The sequence below is a fragment of the Candidatus Saccharibacteria bacterium genome, assembly GCA_034521515.1.
Classification (GTDB): domain Bacteria; phylum Patescibacteriota; class Saccharimonadia; order Saccharimonadales; family JAXHMH01; genus JAXHMH01.
The window spans coordinates 607,451-624,696 of sequence record JAXHMH010000002.1; the positions used below are offsets into that span (position 1 = coordinate 607,451).

The following is a 17,246-nucleotide window of genomic DNA, read 5'->3' on the forward strand; positions in this document are numbered from 1 at the left end:
AATACATACTAATGAATGCACAACAAATCCGTAAGGCTTACTTAGATTTCTTTAAGCAGCGTGATCACGAGGTGATTCCGCGGGCTTTGCTCGTACCGTACAATGACCCAACCACACTGTTTACCGGCTCGGGTATGCAGCCGCTTATTCCGTACTTGCTAGGTGAACCACATCAGGAAGGCAATAGGCTTGTAAACAGTCAGACCTGTCTGCGTGCTCAGGATATTGATGATATTGGTGATAACCGCCACACCACATTTTTTGAAATGCTTGGCAACTGGAGCTTGGGTGATTATTTTAAAAAAGATCAGATTAGGTGGTTTTTCGAGTTTCTGACAGATGTCGTCGGCCTCGACCCTAACAAAATTTACGTGACGTGTTTTATAGGTAGCAAAGAGCATAACATTCCGCGTGATGACGAAGCTGCCGGGATTTGGCAGGAGCTGTTTAAAGAAAAAGGTATTGACGCCAAGATTGTAGAAGTCGGCTCGCAAGAAGACGGCGACAAGCGAGGAATACACCCAGGTGAGCGGATTTTCTTTTACGACGACGGCGAAAACTGGTGGAGCCGTGCCGGTGGCCTAGACAAGACGCCGATTGGTGACCCATGTGGGCCAGACAGCGAAGTATTTTATGACTTTGGTGACCAAAACCATGCTGAAGGTTACGGAGAACCACACCCGGCCAGCGACTCCGGCCGATTTATGGAAATCGGCAACCAAGTATTTATGCAGTATCGTCGCACAGAAGCTGGTTTTGAGCCGCTCGCTAAACCAAATGTTGACTTTGGCGGTGGCCTAGAACGCATTGCCGCAGCTGCAATCGACAGCCCAGACGTGTTTTGGATTAGCCTGATTCATCCAATTGTCACAGAGCTAGAAAAGCTCAGCGGCAAAAAGTACGACAGCCACACCGAAAGTATGCGGGTTATTGCTGATCATTTGCGGGTCGCTACATTCCTGGCAGTTGACGGCGTAAAGCCAAGCAACAAAGAGCAGGGTTATGTCATGCGCCGGTTGGTTCGTCGAGCTATCCGTTACGCCTTTGATCTGGGTGTTGAGCAGAACTTTTTAGAGAACATCGTGCCTGTTATTACAGACATATATCACGATGATTTCCCAGAAGTTGCCGCCAAGCGCCAAGAAGTTATAGATACGCTAATTAAAGAAGAAAAAGCCTTCCGCCAAACGATTCGAAAAGGCTTAAAAGAGTTTCAAAACCTTTTCGGAGTTGAAAGTGGAAAGTCTAAAGTACAAAGTCACGGTGCAGCAATCTTTACTCTTTATGACACCTATGGATTCCCGGTTGAGCTAAGTGTTGAAGAAGCGTTTAAGCAAGATATCAAACTTGATGAAAATTGGCGTGAGCAGTTCGAGGCGAGGATGAAAGAGCAGCGGGAGCGGAGTCAAACGGCGGCCAAAGGGGCGTTTAAGGGTGGTCTGGGTGGACAGACCATGCAGCACAAGAAGTACCATACTGCAACACACTTGATGTATCAGGCCTTGCGCGACGTACTGGGCGACCACGTCATTCAGCGTGGTAGTAACATTACTGAAGAACGCCTGCGCTTTGATTTTAGCCACCCAGAAAAGGTTACTCGCGAGCAGCTTGATGAAGTTGAGGAAATCGTTAACCGAGAAATTGCGAAAGATTTACGTATTAGCTGGGCTGAATATCCGACGGAAGAAGCCACTGGACGCTTAGGCGCGCTCGGGCAGTTCGGTGATCGTTATGGTGATACGGTCAAGGTTTATTCCATGAAGAATCCAAAAGCGCCAGAGGATGAACGGCCGTTTAGTTTTGAAATTTGTGGCGGCCCGCACGTTGATCATACTCTGCAACTGTTTGAGGATGGTAAAAAGTTTAAAATCATCAAAGAGGAGGCCAGCTCCGCCGGCATCCGCCGCATCAAAGCCGTCCTGGTTTAGGGGAGAGTAGCCCGAAGCGCGGATTTATTCCGCGCCCGGCGCGATGAGAGGGGATACTCCCCTCTCATAAGGCGAAGCCGCAAAAAGAGGAAGCCAGCTCCGCCGCATCAAAGCCGTCCTAAAATAAGCTAATTTCAGGTCTTCAAAACACCTGTGGCGTGTTATAATTATTCCGATTATGCCTTGCAGTGAGCTTTCTGTGTCACTTAGTAATAAATTGATAGTAGCTAAAAAGGTCTTTGCGAGGTATATGATTAAAATCCAACTTACATTACTGTGTAATCAACAGAAGGTCTACTACTAGGTATGCTTGATAAAATGAAGAGCCTCAAGAGCTCTGTACTGGATAAGAGAAAAAAGAAGAACGACGGACAGTATATTGTCGGTCTTGATATTGGTACCGAAAATGTCAAAGCACTTGTTGCCGAACTAAAGGGTGACGAGCTAGAAGTGCTAGGAGTGGGTCGGGCGCATCAAGAATTGTCTGATATGCAAGCTGGAGCTATTGCTGATATCGCCGCAGTTGTTGGTAATTGTGATGCGGCACTTAATCAGGCCGAGCAACAGGCCGGGGTCAATGCACGGAGCGCGGTCATAGGTATTGCTGGTGAATTAGTTAAGGGCACGACTACAACCGTTAAGTGCACACGTAAAAATCCAACTCGGCCATTAGATATACCAGAAGTTGAACGAATTATATCGCTTGTTCAAGGTCGAGCCGAAGCGAAAGCCAAGCAACAACTTGCCTGGGAATTGGGCGGTAAAGAGGTCGAAATTAGGTTAGTAAATAGCGCGTTAGTCAGTATAGACATCGATGGGTATGCCGTTACAAATCCTGTGGGGTTCCAAGGAAAAGATGTGTTAGTTCAACTTTACACTGCTTTTGCGCCCATGATTCATATCGGGGCACTTGAACGAACCGCACAAGAGTTGGATCTGGATTTGTTGGCAGTTGCTGCTGAACCGTTTGGGGTTGCCAGATCAGTAATCGGTAACGATACAAATGCCAACATGAGTGCAATTCTGATGGATGTTGGTGGCGGTACAACTGATATTGCTGTTATTGATGAAGGTGGTGTGCAAGGCACCAAGATGTTTGGGATTGGTGGCCGGGCATATACTCGTGCCGTTGAACGTGATTTGGGGGTCAGTTTTGCGGAAGCCGAGGAGCTCAAGCTTGGGCTAAGTACCAATAAAACACCTCGCTCAAAAGCCCCAGCTGTTGAGGCAGCTCTAGATAAGACACTCGAGGTTTGGGCATCTGGTGTTGAGCTGGCGCTTGCTGAGTTTGATAAACTCGACCACCTACCAAATCAGATTCTATTGTGCGGTGGCGGTTCCAGTCTAGATCTACTTGTGCAGCGTCTGGAGCAACAAGATTGGCAAAAAGAATTACCATTTAGTAAAAAACCGGTTGTTAAACATATTGACCCTGATAAGGTTGTGGGTATGGTTGACAAAACTGGAGACGTGGCTGACCACACATTTATTACAGCTATGGGTCTACTTCGAGTCGGCGCTGACACGCTCTTGCAAGAAAACGATCAACCGGCTGGTTCCATTAGAGAACGTATAGATAGGATGCTAAGAGTATGATACGAACAAAGCTCAAAGTTCAAAGCTCAAAGTTCAAAGCAGCCAACCGCTGCGCTGGCTTGAATTTTGAATTTTGCTATTTGAGCTTTCAGGCTGGAGGGGTGTTGCTATGAGTTCTGCCCAAAAAGACATTGTCTACATAGATATAGACGACGAAATTACTAGTATCATTGAAAAAGTGCAGTCGTCTTCACATAAGATTGTTGCTCTAGTGTTACCAAAGCGTGCGGCTATGCTTCAGTCTATTGTTAACATGAAATTATTAAAGCGTGCCGGTGATACTGCCAAGAAAAAAATCGTTTTAATTACCTCGGAGGCAGGCTTGCTACCGTTGGCTGGAGCGGTTGGGCTGCATGCCGCTAAGACACTTCAGAGTCGTCCGGAAATACCGGTGGCTCCTTCGGTCAGTTCGGCGACAATTGACGCTGAAATTTCCGAAGAAGTATCAGCTGGAGATTTACCGGTTGATTCAACAAAGACGGTTGGTGAACTAGCCGGCGATGATGAGCCTATTGAAGTTGACACCCCAGAAGATACAGGGACTGACTCCAAGGAATCAACTACAAAGAGCAAGAAAAAGTCGGGTAAAAAACTGAAGATACCAAACTTTAATAAGTTTCGAACGCGACTGATTATCGGACTGGTGCTTATTATCTTGCTGGTTGCTGGCTGGTATGTGGCAGCGTTTGTTTTGCCGCGAGCTACTATCACCATTGAAACCCGAACCACGACTGTCAGTAGCGACGTTGATTTTGTGGTGCGCCCAGGACTTGAAGACATTGATGAAGAATTATCAATCGTACCCGGGGTGAGCGAAGAATTGCGCCAAACCGATACCGAAAAAACCGATGCAACCGGTGAAAAAAACATTGGCGATAAAGCTACCGGTACAGTCGTTATATATAATTGTAGCTTGTTGGATCTTATTGCTACCAGGACGCGCACGGTTCCAGCTGGTACGGGCGTGAGTTCTGGCGATTTAACATTCATCCTGACAGAAGATGTCGAGGTGGAGCCCAGCAACCACAGTAGTTTGAGTGGTGATGACTGCAATAAAAATCGTCCAAGCGATGAAGTAGATGTCGTTGCTCAAAATCCAGGAACCGACTACAACGTCGATGAACGTGAGTACTCAGTCTCAGATTATCCGGCAATGGTTGCAGAGGGGTCAGAAATGACCGGTGGTACAGATAAAATAGTGAGTGTGGTTAGGCAAAAGGATGTTAACGATGCTCGCGATCGGCTTATAGAGCGCAACAAAGAGGTTGCTACGCAAGAGCTTAAAGATGAGCTGAGTGCAGCCGGTTACATACCGTTGGAGGGTACCTTCCAATCAGGAGATCCAGACGTTGGTAGCAGCCCAAATGTAGGAGCTGAGGCAGACCAAGCAACTATTACTGCGACAATCGTATACACCATGCTAGGAGTTAATCGCGAGGGACTACACACTCTAATTGCAAACGATGTTGCCGAAGATATTGATACCGAGCGTCAGACTATTTTGGATGACGGCCTTGATGATGCAACCTTTCGGGTCACAGCAACCGAGCCGAGCGGTGACGCTCGTGTGAATGTACGTACGTTCGTGACTGCCGGACCAGAGCTCGATGAAGCATCAATCAAAGCGGAGATAAAAGGTACATCACGATCCGATACAGAGCGCATAATCAAGGATCGTCCAGGCATCCGAGACACAATCATTGATTACAATCCGTTCTGGGTATTTTCGACACCTCGCAACGAAGACAAGATTGATCTGATAATACAAAGTGTTGATGAGCCGGTAGATGAAGAAGAGATAGAAGAGGAAGATGCAGCAACCGACGAGCCGTGATACGATATTGGCGCTTGATGTTGGATCGGTACGTATAGGCGTTGCACGAGCTAACATTGTTGCCCGGCTCCCTGAGCCGCTAACGACATTGATAATGTCGGACAAGATACATGCAGCCATAGCAGAGCTTATTGACGAGCATAAAGCAGGCTTGCTGGTTGTTGGCCTGCCGAGAAGCTTAGCGAGCACCGAGACACAACAGACTAAATCTGTCAGGCAATTTGCAGAGGATTTAAAAAACCATATCCATATACCTATTTTTTTTCAGGAAGAAGCACTCACTTCCCAAAAAGCTCAAGAACACTTGCAGTCAAAAAAGTACAGAGGCAAACCGCCGACCATCGATGAACTCGCAGCAACCTATATACTTGAAGATTATTTAGCAGAACATATGACAAAGGAAAATAGCTAATAATGAATAATTACACATCAAATGGTTCTCAACGTAACTGGCCAAAAGTGGTGCTGATTGTTTTAGTTGTTTTTATATTTATCGTGGTGGGCGCTGGCGCGTGGGCGCACAATACCTACATGGAAAACTTAAAGCCGGTTAGTAATTCAGAAACCAGCCAGTCAATAACCATAGAACTGGGTGCAACTCCAACTGAAATCGCCAATTTACTACAGAACGAAGGGCTTATAAAAAGTACTTGGGCATTTGAGTGGTACGTGCGCAATACTGGATTACGCGACAAGATACAAGCCGGAACATATTCGCTTAAACCAAGTCTGAGCACGCAAGAGATTGTCGATACGCTAACACACGGCCGCGTCGAAACCGATCTTGTGACAATACTGCCCGGAAAGCGCCTTGATGAAGTTAAGGATGCACTTATTAACCATGGTTTTGAGCCTCAGGCAGTCGAACGAGCTCTGGAGGCAGATAATTATGCGAACCATCCTGCTTTAGCGGACAAGCCAGATAGTGCCAGCCTGGAAGGCTACTTATATCCTGAATCGTTTCACAAGACTGCTGAGACCACTCCAGAACAAATCATCGAAGCTTCTTTGGATGAAATGCATAAGCGTTTAACGGATGAGATTCGCAGCGGTATTACTAATCAAGGCCTCTCGGTGCACCAGGGCATCATTTTAGCATCTATCATAGAGCAGGAGGTTAGCGATCACAATCCAGAAGATCGGCCAAAAGTCGCCCAGGTTTTCTTGCGTCGGCTGGATGAAGGTATGGCACTTGAATCTAACGCGACGACGGACTACGGCGCAATACTTGACAATAAACCGCCAACTTCAAGTTATAGCTCTTTGTATAATACCTATCAAAATCCTGGACTACCACCAGGGCCAATAAGCAATGTAACTCTGTCTTCACTCGAGGCGGTTGTTCGCCCTGCCGATACAAATTATCTTTTCTTTGTGAGTGGAGATGACTGCCTAGAAGCAGGTGGTACCTGTACCAATTACTTCTCTCATACTAATGAGGAGCATCAACGTAATGTGCAACTCTATTGCCGTGAAAGATGTCAGCAATAAGTAATATAACAGGGGTGAAAAGACGCGATATAACTTGAACTAGGGTTAGTATTATGCTATTATCGCCCGGTAACAGCGTTAAGCTTAACCGTCACGGTGAAACACTTAGCTCTGTTGCTATTAAACTGCGAACTACCTATAAGGCAAAACAGGTCGACTCTTTTGCCTATAATTGTAAATAAGAACCAGTTTAGAAAGACGGTTTGGCGTAATGACAAACCGGGAGAACTATCATTCGTACAAGTATTTCAGCACTAAGCCAACGGCTCAGTTCTAGAAAATCAATTAGCTCAACACTGAGACGGTTGATCAAAAAACGTATCGGACGGTCGCGTAAGCGTATCGCTCGGTATAGTTTAGTTGGTGCAAATATAGTGTTGCTTATAGCCGTAATTGGTTTTATAACCTACGAGCCTGCATCAAGTTCGCTAGCAGGGCAGACTGTCGTTCGAGTATCAGAGGAAGCCACGGAGCGAGCTAATCCGCTCGACCAGTTATCATCAGCCGATATTGCGGTAAACGTGGCTATGATGGCTGATCTTGAAGAATCGGTTGCGGTGGTTAACCAGGCAGACAGCGTTAGTGCCAATATGGCGGTTACGTCGTCTGACGAATCTATTGCTACAAAACCGCAACTTGTTACTACTGATCTTAAATCAAAAAGCGATATAGTTGTTCATACCGTTAAGCGCGACGAGACAGTTTCAAGTGTTGCTCGGAAATATGGTGTCACATCAGATTCTATACGTTGGTCAAACGGTATAGTGGGAGACGCCCTACAGGTCAACCAAGATCTTTACGTGCCTCCAGTCAATGGTATTGTCTATGAAGTGCGTTCCGGTGACACGGTAGACAGTATCGCGGAGCGGTACAACGCGAACAAAGCTCAACTAATTGCCGATAACGATGCCGAACTAAAAGGGCTGAAAGTCGGTGAGAATATATTGATTCGCGGTGGGCGAAAACCAGCTCCGACGCCGACATACAGTAACTACACTTTTTATCGTGCTTCTTATGGCGGAAATGGCTACATCTACGGTTGGTGCACGTGGCATGCGGCCAATCGGCGTATGCAAACAGGTAACCCGTTGCCAACCAATCTTGGTAATGCGGCAACGTGGTTTGTGCTTGCTCAACGAGCCGGTTTACCGGTTGGGGATACACCTCGAGCCGGGGCGGTCATTTGGCACAGAAATACCGCGATTGCCGGTGGGCTTGGACACGTTGGCTATGTAGAAAAAGTGAACCCCGATGGTTCAATTCTTGTATCTGATATGAATTTCCCGATTTGGGGTGGAGTTACTTATCGTACGATTTCACCTGCCGATTTTGGTAGTTACGGGTTCGTTTACTAGAAACCTGTAACGAACAAACAGCAATAGGCTGGTCATGGTCAGTATTATGGTTTTGTATTCTTTGCTAGTTTCTGGTTTCTATTTCCTATATCCTAGTAATGATGTTTGTTGATAAGGCACAGGTTACTTTCAAGGCTGGAGATGGCGGTAGTGGCGTCGTCAGTTTTCGCCACGAAAAATTTGTCGATAAAGGCGGTCCAGATGGTGGCGACGGCGGCGACGGCGGCGACGTTGTGCTCCAGGCAAGTAATAACGAGAACACGTTGGCCGAATTTCGTTACCAGCGCTTATTAAAAGCTACTCCCGGTCAATCAGGCGGAAAGCGAAAAAAACATGGTAAAAGTGGCCAGGATTTAGTCGTACCAGTGCCAGTTGGCACAGTCGTTACTAACCAAGATGGAGTAGTCCTTGCTGATTTAGTACAAGACGGTCAACAAGAACTCATAGCTGCGGGCGGCAAAGGTGGTTTCGGTAATGCCCACTTTACGTCCAGTAAGCGACAGACTCCCCGTGTAGCCGAAAAAGGCGAACCGGGTGAAGAACTTCAGGTTTCTCTTGAATTAAAAATGATTGCCGATGTTGGTTTAGTAGGCCTGCCTAATGCCGGAAAGTCCACCTTATTAGCTAGTATTAGTAACGCTCATCCCGATATAGCCAATTATCCATTCACAACCTTACGACCAAATCTCGGAGTGGTTGATATTGATAAAAAATCTAGCTTGTTGTTTGCAGATATTCCTGGACTAATAGAAGGCGCCAGCGAGGGTAAAGGTCTTGGCGACGAGTTTTTACGCCATGTTGAGCGGACTCTAGTCTTGGTACATATGATTGACATTTATCAGGAAGATCTAATTACAACTTATAAAACGGTACGTTCTGAACTTGAGGCTTATAAGCTAGATATTGCCAGTAAGCCACAGATTGTAGTGCTTAATAAAATCGACGGTTTAGACGATGACATGATTACCGATCGAAGTGATGAACTACGGGTGGCTCTACCAAAAAACACCCAGATTTTTGCAATATCCGCGCAAAGTAAAAAAGGAGTCAATGATCTGCTCTATGCCGTACAAAAGGTCGTCATTGCCCAGCGTAAAAAGATTGCCGCTCAACATGAACAAGAAGAACCGGAAGCGGGCGTGCCGGTATTGAGGTTGGCCGATACAGCCGAGAGCTGGTTAGTGCAGCCAACTGAGGAGGGCGGATTCATGGTAACCGGACGTAAAATCGAACGATTTGCTGCTAAAACCGATTTTGGTAACTATCACGCGGTTCAACGCCTACGCGATATTATGAAAAAGATGGGTATAGCTCACGAATTAGAGCGCCAAGGTGCTCAACCAGAAGACAATATTTGGTTTGGCAAATACGGTAAAATAAAGCTGTAAGTATGCAGTCACTGAAAAGTGCTAGACTAGTAGCTGTATGGCTGCTAGTTTTTTCTTTTACGACCTTGAAACATCGGGAACCAATCCAAGGCATGATCGTGTTATGCAGTTTGCCGGGATCCGCACCGACATGCAATTAAAACCCATAGGTGAACCTCATGATTATCTAATCAAATTAACCGAAGACACTGTTCCTGACCCGCGTGCGATTATGGTCACCGGTATTACGCCACAAAAAACAATCGCTGAGGGTATGTCTGAGCCAGAGTTTTTAAAAATTTTTCATGAACAAATAGCTATACCAAACACAACGTTTGTCGGGTTTAATACGGTTCGTTTTGACGACGAATTTATGCGATATATGCAATATCGGAACTTCTACGATCCTTACGAATGGCAGTGGTCTGACGGTAAGAGCCGCTGGGATTTGCTTGATCTTGTGCGAATGACGAGAGCGTTACGTCCAGATGGTATAAAATGGCCAATGGATAGTGATGGCAAGCCAAGCAACCGGCTAGAACTACTTAGCTCGGCCAATAAGCTTGAGCATGCAAATGCGCATGACGCGCTAAGTGATGTGCGGGCTACCATTGCACTGGCTCGATTAATACGCAATAAACAGCCCAAATTGTTTGATTTTTTGCTGCAGATGCGCAATAAGCAAAAAGTTGCCGAGCTTGTAGAAGGCGGCTCCCCGTTTATATATACTTCCGGTAGATATGATAATGCATGGGAGAAAACCACAGCTGTTGGTATGGTGGCCAAACATCCAAAACAGCAGGCTGCACTGGTGTTTGATTTGCGTCATGACCCAGATGAGTACAAAGCACTCAAACCGGCTGAACTGGCAGATAAGTGGCGATATAAATCCGCCGACCAGGACACGGGTGAAATACCTGAGCGGCTTCCCGTAAAAATGCTGAAATATAATCGCTGTCCGGCAATAGCGCCACTCGCCGTCCTGGATCAAGCGAGTCAAAAGCGGCTGGGTCTTTCTCTAACAGCTATCCAAAAAAATTATCAAAAACTTCAAAAAGCTAATCTTGGCCAGAACATTATTGCTGCCTTAGAAATATTAGAAAAGGAACAACAAGCTACTCTTTTGCAAGACGAGCAACTAGTCGATGCTCAGCTATATGATGGGTTTATTCCTGACGAAGATAAGCCGAAAATGAGCGTCGTGAGAGCCTCCGATGCCGAGGAACTAGAGAGCCTAGACATTGTTTTTAACGATCAGCGTCTACGAGCTCTATTGCCGCTTTACAAGGCTCGACATTTCCCGCAAACCCTAAGTGACGAAGAGCGCGTACAGTGGGAACGATTCAAGACGCAAAAACTGCTTGGCGGTAAAGAAGCTAGTCGACTGGCGCGTTACTTCGAGCGCTTATCAGAACTAGCCAAAGCACCGCACCTTACACCTGAAAAACAATACATTCTCGAAGAGCTCCAGCTATACGGCCAATCTATTATGCCGTCTGAGTCTTCTTAGCACCCTTATTTCTATTGGTTGATTTTTTAGTGTCTTGTTTTGAATGAGATTTACTCGTGTCGATTTTTACAAGCGTAATAACCAGCAAAAACAACATAATTGCTGTTATTTGCAAAAAGGTAATATAAAACTGAGTGCCAGGGACTTGCCCCAAAACAATAAATTCCAACATAAAAACCACCAGTTAATTGATTATAAATATACAGAAAATCGCACAAAAGTCAATAATATATCACAATATTTTAGTGAACCCTAGATAATCTTGTTAATAATAGGAAAGTTTTGAAAATTATTGTATCTTGTTACGTATAGTGTGGGCTGTAATAATATAAAAAACCGGGAGACAATAATGGCTAGTGTCGAACGTCAGGGCATAGGGGCAATCTTAACAATTAACGGTAATACACGTGCCATGAAAGGTTTTTTGGACGACATACCTCGTCAGTTTGGAGACGTTGTTGCATATAATCAAGTCCATGTGACCATGCTTGACTACCAGGAGACTGCTATTGATGTTGTGACAGAGCGCGATCTCATAGCACTTGATAATGCAAACAAACACACAGTAGATTATCTAGGGAGCCTACCCTTAAGCCAGATGGTGCTCAGGCCTTCAAGAGAAGTGCGGGGTTTGGCAGAGTTTGGACGATTCTTAGGAGTTACAGTTGAGAAAACTCCAGAAGTTGAACATATCAGATCGAAACTACTGGATATTGTAATGGATACGATGCGCGTCGATGTACTAAGTAGTGATGAGAATGACAGTGATTTTGTGCCCCATATGTCGACGGTAATGAGGCCAAAAAGCAAAAACAAGCAAGTTAAACCAAAGTCGTTTATGCCATCAGTGTCCGGGAACTTACACGTAGATGGGTTTGATACTGGAAGAAGGCTATTCCAGAACGACAAAGGTTTCAAAGCAAGGTCTAAACAGAAATATTCAAACCAACCAACTAGAGTGCGTAACCGTGGAGGCAAAGGTTTGCGTGCTGTTAGTTGAGCTGCGTATACCTCGACTTTACTCTGTTTTTTCGGTATAATCGACTGGTTTTATGAGTGATGTGATAAGAGTTCAGGGAGCGCGAGAACATCCCGATAGCAATCCGCAAAAAGCGGATGCTACGGGACAAGCAACCTCGCATGAGATGATTCGTGTGCAAGGTGCGCGTGAGCACAACTTGAAAAACATCAGCGTGGAGCTCCCCCGCAATAAGCTGGTGGTTATTACAGGCCTATCCGGATCCGGTAAATCTAGCCTTGCTTTTGACACGATTTACGCCGAAGGCCAGCGCCGCTACGTTGAATCGTTGAGTAGCTATGCGCGCCAGTTTTTGGGGCTCATGGAGAAACCGGATGTCGACCAGATCGACGGGTTAAGCCCGGCAATCAGCATTGATCAAAAATCAACCAGCCGCAATCCGCGCAGTACTGTTGCCACAGTCACTGAAATATATGATTATCTTCGTTTGCTGTTTGCTCGTATCGGTACGCCACATTGTCCAGTCTGCCAAAAACCGGTAGAGCGTCAGACCACTCAGGCGATTGTCGATCAAGTTGTCGGTCAAACCGAAGGTGCCCGGTTGATGATTCTTGCGCCAGTCGTCGCAGACAAAAAAGGTGCATTTGAGCATATACCCGAGCAATACATGCGGGCTGGTTTTGCCCGGGCTAGGGTCGATGGGGTTGTTTACGCACTAGACGAGTTCCCAGAGCTTGATAAAAAGTACAAGCACACCATAGAAGTAGTCGTAGATCGGGTCGTGAATGACCAAGATAGTCGCGGGCGCTTGGTGCAGTCTATAGAGCAGGCTCTTGATATTACTGACGGTAAACTCAAGGTCGTCAACGCTGATAGTGAAGAAGAGCTGGAATACTCGTTGCTTTATGCATGCTTAGATCATCCGGAAGTCGCGATTCCGGAGCTAGAGCCAAGAACCTTCAGCTTTAATAGTCCGCAAGGTGCCTGTCCGGTCTGCACTGGTCTTGGCTCACGCCTTGAAGTGGATCCTGATTTAGTTATCCCTAATGGCCGGTTGACTATTGCAGAGGGCGCAATCCGCCCGTTTAACCGGGTAAACGCCGACGCTTGGTATATGAAGAAAATGCAGGCAGTAGCCGAGCGTTATGGTTTCAGTTTGCATGTGCCAACCAGTGAGCTTAAACAGACAGACCTAGACAAGCTGCTGTATGGCAGTGGGTCTGAAACCTATAAGGTTAAGCTCAGTATGGGTCGGTCGTTTGATACTACTTACGAGGGAGTTATTCCAAACTTAGAACGTCGCCATAAAGAGACCGATAGCGATTTTATGCGTCGTGATATTGAGCGCTTTATGCGCGAAAAATCATGCCACGAGTGTAAGGGGCGCCGACTACGTCCGGCAGTTCTGGCTATCACAGTCGCCGGTTATTCAATCATGGACGTTTGCGAGCTATCTATAGACGATGCAACCAGCTTTTTTGATAATCTCAAACTGTCTGATAAAGAGCGCAAAATTGCCCACCAGATATTAAAAGAAATTAAAGCTCGGCTTACTTTTATGCAAGACGTAGGACTAAACTACCTTAACTTATTGCGGAGTGCGGCAACGCTATCTGGCGGCGAGGCGCAACGCATTAGGCTGGCGACACAGATTGGTTCTGGTTTGCAAGGTGTGCTGTATGTTTTGGACGAGCCATCTATTGGCCTGCATCAGCGTGACAATGCCAGGCTTTTGCGCACACTTCAGCATCTGCGCGATCTCGGCAACACTGTAATAGTTGTTGAGCACGACGAGGAGACTATTCGCACAGCTGATTATTTGCTTGATATCGGTCCGGGTGCTGGGCTGAGTGGCGGAGAAATTGTTGCCGAAGGAAAACCGGAAACGGTAGCCAAGAATAAACGGAGCATCACTGGTCAGTACCTACGTGGTGACTTACAAATTCCAGTGCCAAAAAAGCGTCGCAGTGGGAACGGGAAGTCGCTGACAATCCATGGTGCCAGGGAGCACAACCTAAAAAATCTGACAGTCGACATTCCGCTTGGAAAACTAATTGTAGTAAGCGGTGTATCCGGCTCTGGTAAGTCAACGCTCATCAACGATATTTTAGCTAAAGAACTTTCGGCTAGATTGATGCGTGCCAATAGCGTACCTGGAAAACATGATGATATTGAGGGGATAAAGCAGCTGGACAAAGCAATCATCATAGATCAGTCACCTATTGGACGAACACCGCGTTCTAATCCGGCTACTTATACCGGATTGTTTACCCCGATTCGTGAGTTATTTGCTAGTGTCCCGGAATCTAAGATACGCGGTTATGGGCCAGGGCGATTTAGTTTTAACGTACGCGGTGGTCGCTGCGAAAACTGCGCCGGTGATGGCATTATCAAGATCGAGATGCATTTCTTGCCCGATGTGTATGTATCGTGCGAAGTATGTAATGGTAAACGCTATAACCGTGAAGCTCTGGAAATCCACTACAAAGGTAAAACCATTAGCGATGTACTGGAGATGACTTGTGAGCAGGCACTGGAGTTTTTCCAAAATATTCCATCAATTTCTCGTAAACTGAACACTATGGTAGAAGTTGGGCTGGGTTACATTACGCTAGGCCAGCCAGCGACCACATTATCTGGCGGCGAGGCGCAACGCGTCAAACTGGCGACTGAGCTGTCGCGGCGTCCTACCGGGCGCACGCTGTACATACTGGATGAGCCAACGACTGGACTTCATATGGATGACGTGGACAAGTTGCTCGGTGTTTTACATGCCCTGGTTGATACCGGTAACAGTATGATTGTAATCGAGCATAATTTAGATGTGGTTAAGAACGCCGATCATGTAATAGATATGGGGCCGGAGGGCGGCGAGGCTGGTGGTGAAATAATAGCTGTTGGCACCCCTGAACAAGTAGCAAAAACCAAAGGCTCGTACACTGGCAAATATCTTGCAGATATGTTATAATAAACATATTATGGATATTGAATTGAGCCATGTATCTTTCGAGAGCGACAGAGAGGCCTTCGTATCGCTTCTTGCTGAGACATCACCAGATGCGCCGGAGACTCAGAAGCTTGAGATTCTGACTGGTTACGTCATAGCTTGCAAGCAAGCACTGCCTTACGGAGCGAGCTCTGAGGAGTTGATGACTTCAATCGAAGAGGGTTTAGTTGCGCATGGTTACGAAATTACTGACGCGCACCATGTTGCTACAGAGTGTGCTGATCCGAGTGTGTTCAAAAACATTACGAGGCAGATAGCATTGAAATCTAGCGAACGGGCAATCCGTTCCAAAACTGGCCATTACGTGCCCTACAGTGCGCTTGCTGAGTTGGCTTTACGTAAACACCGCTTTTCTATTGACGAACATTTGTGAGAAAAACGTACGGCGCCTCTGGTAACACGCAAACAGTCTTGCTATAATAGATTGTACAAAAGCCTGAGGAGGAAATGTGTCTGACGATATTGCAATTACGCTAAAAGAACGAGAAGTTATCCGTAAAGGTTTGACTGGGTTGCGTACCCAGGGTCAAGTACCTGCGGTTATTCATAACCACGGTAAGGAGTCCATGCATGTTATGGGTGATGCCGTAGCACTTGAAAAAGCCTATCAAAAAGCCGGTCGGCACCATCCGGTTTCTCTTAAGATTGGTTCAAAACAGCGTTTAGCGCTTATAAAGGACGTTGATTTTGACCCTACCAAACACAAGATGCGCCACATTGTGTTCCAGGCAATCCGCCAGAACGAAACCACCACCGCGGAAATCCCAGTCGTGCTTGTCGGCGAAGAAATCCCGGCCGAGAAGAAAAATCTGCTTATCCTGACACAGTACGACACGGTTGATGTTGAGGCATTGCCTAAAGATTTACCAGACGAACTAACAGCCGATGCGACAGTTCTGGCAGATGTGGGCGATCGAGTACACGTATCTGATATTAAGGCACCGCAAGGCGTTACAATCCTAACCGATCCAGATTTGACGTTAGCAGTCGTTGAAATGCCACGAGACCAGGTTGCCGAAGCTGATGCCGCTGCCGAGAGTCTTGCCGAAGATCAGGGCGTGCCTGACGAAGAACCAGCAGAAGAACCTGATGATACAGAAAAAGACGAAGAGCCATCCGACGAATCTGAAGTCTCTAAAGAAGCATAAAACTATAGAACCACTATGCAGAAAGTCATACTGTACTACAAATTTGTGCCGGTGACGGATCCGGAAATGACCATGCGCTGGCAGCGCGAACTTTGCACGCGTCTTAACTTAAAAGGACGCATAATTATCAGCCCGCATGGCATTAACGGCACTCTTGGTGGTAATTTGGATGATCTAAAAACGTATAAAAAAGAGATGAACAAATCGGTCATTTTCAAAGGTATTGAGTATAAGTGGAGTGAAGGTACTGGCGAAGAATTCCCCAGGCTGCGAGTTAAAGTTAAACCTGAATTGGTAGCGTTTGATGCTTCAGGCGAAGTCCAGGTTGATGAAAATGGAGTTATTGGGGGAGGCAAACACCTCAAACCAAAACAATTACACAAGCTGCTCGCGGAACGCGGCGATGATGTGGTGTTTTTTGACGGACGTAACGCGTTTGAGGCGCAAGTCGGTCGTTTTAAAAATGCGGTTGTTCCGGACACTAAGACTAGCCGAGATTTTCTAAAAGAGATTGACAGCGATAAATACGAAGATATAAAAGACAAGCCAGTCGTGACTTACTGTACCGGCGGTGTTCGTTGTGAGGTATTAAGCAGCCTAATGAAAAAGCGAGGCTTTAAAGAGGTCTATCAGATGGATGGCGGCATTGTGAAGTACGGTGAAACGTACAAGGACGACGGGCTATGGGAAGGAGCACTGTATATTTTTGATGATCGCATGACGCATCGTTTTTCTAAAAAATCTGTAGATATAGGCCAGTGTGTTCATTGCCAGGGCAAAACGAGTAATTTCGAAAACTGCGACGACGTTTCCTGTAATCGCTTGGTTCTTGTCTGTAAAGCGTGCGCTAACCAAGATTTATGCGACACATGCACCAAAAAATCAGTAGAAGTACAATAAATTGACAAACTTGCAAAAATAGTGTACCATGATACTATGGATGCTTTTGGGCTTCCGGCGATTTAACAGAGGTGTGCATAGTTCGGAGGACACGTGTCTTCCATTATGTCGCAGGCCTATCAGGCAAGCGA

14 protein-coding genes are annotated in these 17,246 nt (G+C 46.2%); 13 read left to right on the top strand and 1 reads right to left on the bottom strand.

Features of this window, described 5'->3' with window-relative positions; all coding sequences use genetic code 11:
• The first annotated feature begins 11 nt into the window (after positions 1–11).
• The 8 genes from U5K77_03170 (at position 12) to sbcB (ending at position 11,081) form a co-directional block, all read left to right on the top strand.
• Positions 12–1,928: an alanine--tRNA ligase gene (locus tag U5K77_03170; protein MDZ7744734.1), complete on the top strand. Its 1,917-nt coding sequence runs from the start codon at positions 12–14 to the stop codon at positions 1,926–1,928.
• A 318-nt stretch (positions 1,929–2,246) separates the two neighbouring features.
• On the top strand, positions 2,247–3,524 hold the full coding sequence (locus U5K77_03175) for a cell division FtsA domain-containing protein (protein MDZ7744735.1): 1,278 nt from the start codon (positions 2,247–2,249) through the stop codon (positions 3,522–3,524).
• 109 nt (positions 3,525–3,633) lie between these two features.
• Positions 3,634–5,358 (top strand): hypothetical protein, encoded by a 1,725-nt coding sequence (locus U5K77_03180; GenBank protein ID MDZ7744736.1) that lies wholly within the window; start codon positions 3,634–3,636, stop codon positions 5,356–5,358.
• Positions 5,336–5,770: a Holliday junction resolvase RuvX gene (gene ruvX, locus U5K77_03185; protein ID MDZ7744737.1), complete on the top strand. Its 435-nt coding sequence runs from the start codon at positions 5,336–5,338 to the stop codon at positions 5,768–5,770. The genes U5K77_03180 and ruvX overlap by 23 nt, the downstream gene beginning before the upstream one ends.
• Before the next feature lie 2 nt (positions 5,771–5,772).
• Complete coding sequence (gene mltG / locus U5K77_03190; protein ID MDZ7744738.1) at positions 5,773–6,849, top strand: endolytic transglycosylase MltG; 1,077 nt, start codon at positions 5,773–5,775, stop codon at positions 6,847–6,849.
• Between the two features lie 305 nt (positions 6,850–7,154).
• The gene (locus U5K77_03195; GenBank protein ID MDZ7744739.1) at positions 7,155–8,204 is read left to right on the top strand and encodes a LysM peptidoglycan-binding domain-containing protein; all 1,050 of its coding nucleotides are present in this window, start codon (positions 7,155–7,157) and stop codon (positions 8,202–8,204) included.
• Between the two features lie 98 nt (positions 8,205–8,302).
• A complete protein-coding gene (gene obgE / locus U5K77_03200) occupies positions 8,303–9,592 on the top strand; it encodes a GTPase ObgE (protein MDZ7744740.1) in 1,290 nt (429 codons plus the stop codon).
• Between the two features lie 37 nt (positions 9,593–9,629).
• The gene (gene sbcB, locus U5K77_03205; GenBank protein MDZ7744741.1) at positions 9,630–11,081 is read left to right on the top strand and encodes an exodeoxyribonuclease I; all 1,452 of its coding nucleotides are present in this window, start codon (positions 9,630–9,632) and stop codon (positions 11,079–11,081) included.
• On the opposite strand, the gene U5K77_03210 is transcribed toward sbcB, so the two are convergent.
• Positions 11,059–11,253 (bottom strand): hypothetical protein, encoded by a 195-nt coding sequence (locus tag U5K77_03210; protein MDZ7744742.1) that lies wholly within the window; start codon positions 11,251–11,253, stop codon positions 11,059–11,061. The two genes, sbcB and U5K77_03210, sit on opposite strands and share 23 nt — an antisense overlap.
• A gap of 177 nt (positions 11,254–11,430) precedes the next feature.
• Here U5K77_03210 and U5K77_03215 point away from each other — a divergent pair, with 177 nt between their 5' ends.
• The 5 genes from U5K77_03215 (at position 11,431) to U5K77_03235 (ending at position 17,115) form a co-directional block, all read left to right on the top strand.
• The gene (locus tag U5K77_03215) at positions 11,431–12,081 is read left to right on the top strand and encodes a hypothetical protein (GenBank protein MDZ7744743.1); all 651 of its coding nucleotides are present in this window, start codon (positions 11,431–11,433) and stop codon (positions 12,079–12,081) included.
• Positions 12,082–12,226: 145 nt separating this feature from the next.
• Positions 12,227–15,028: an excinuclease ABC subunit UvrA gene (uvrA, locus tag U5K77_03220; GenBank protein MDZ7744744.1), complete on the top strand. Its 2,802-nt coding sequence runs from the start codon at positions 12,227–12,229 to the stop codon at positions 15,026–15,028.
• Positions 15,029–15,038: 10 nt separating this feature from the next.
• The gene (locus U5K77_03225; GenBank protein MDZ7744745.1) at positions 15,039–15,440 is read left to right on the top strand and encodes a hypothetical protein; all 402 of its coding nucleotides are present in this window, start codon (positions 15,039–15,041) and stop codon (positions 15,438–15,440) included.
• Between the two features lie 76 nt (positions 15,441–15,516).
• Positions 15,517–16,215 carry a 50S ribosomal protein L25 gene (locus U5K77_03230; protein MDZ7744746.1) on the top strand — a complete coding sequence of 233 codons (699 nt, stop codon included), beginning with the start codon at positions 15,517–15,519 and terminating at the stop codon, positions 16,213–16,215.
• 15 nt (positions 16,216–16,230) lie between these two features.
• Positions 16,231–17,115 (top strand): rhodanese-related sulfurtransferase, encoded by an 885-nt coding sequence (locus U5K77_03235; protein ID MDZ7744747.1) that lies wholly within the window; start codon positions 16,231–16,233, stop codon positions 17,113–17,115.
• Positions 17,116–17,246: the final 131 nt, after the last annotated feature.

Bases quoted from the DNA above. Each gene is read 5' to 3' on its own strand.
- U5K77_03170 (MDZ7744734.1), top strand. From the start codon at position 12: ATGAATGCACAACAAATCCGTAAGGCTTACTTAGATTTCTTTAAGCAG.
- U5K77_03175 (MDZ7744735.1), top strand. From the start codon at position 2,247: ATGAAGAGCCTCAAGAGCTCTGTACTGGATAAGAGAAAAAAGAAGAAC.
- U5K77_03180 (MDZ7744736.1), top strand. From the start codon at position 3,634: ATGAGTTCTGCCCAAAAAGACATTGTCTACATAGATATAGACGACGAA.
- ruvX (MDZ7744737.1), top strand. From the start codon at position 5,336: ATGCAGCAACCGACGAGCCGTGATACGATATTGGCGCTTGATGTTGGA.
- mltG (MDZ7744738.1), top strand. From the start codon at position 5,773: ATGAATAATTACACATCAAATGGTTCTCAACGTAACTGGCCAAAAGTG.
- obgE (MDZ7744740.1), top strand. From the start codon at position 8,303: ATGATGTTTGTTGATAAGGCACAGGTTACTTTCAAGGCTGGAGATGGC.
- sbcB (MDZ7744741.1), top strand. From the start codon at position 9,630: ATGGCTGCTAGTTTTTTCTTTTACGACCTTGAAACATCGGGAACCAAT.
- U5K77_03210 (MDZ7744742.1), bottom strand. From the start codon at position 11,253: ATGTTGGAATTTATTGTTTTGGGGCAAGTCCCTGGCACTCAGTTTTAT.
- U5K77_03215 (MDZ7744743.1), top strand. From the start codon at position 11,431: ATGGCTAGTGTCGAACGTCAGGGCATAGGGGCAATCTTAACAATTAAC.
- uvrA (MDZ7744744.1), top strand. From the start codon at position 12,227: ATGATTCGTGTGCAAGGTGCGCGTGAGCACAACTTGAAAAACATCAGC.
- U5K77_03225 (MDZ7744745.1), top strand. From the start codon at position 15,039: ATGGATATTGAATTGAGCCATGTATCTTTCGAGAGCGACAGAGAGGCC.
- U5K77_03235 (MDZ7744747.1), top strand. From the start codon at position 16,231: ATGCAGAAAGTCATACTGTACTACAAATTTGTGCCGGTGACGGATCCG.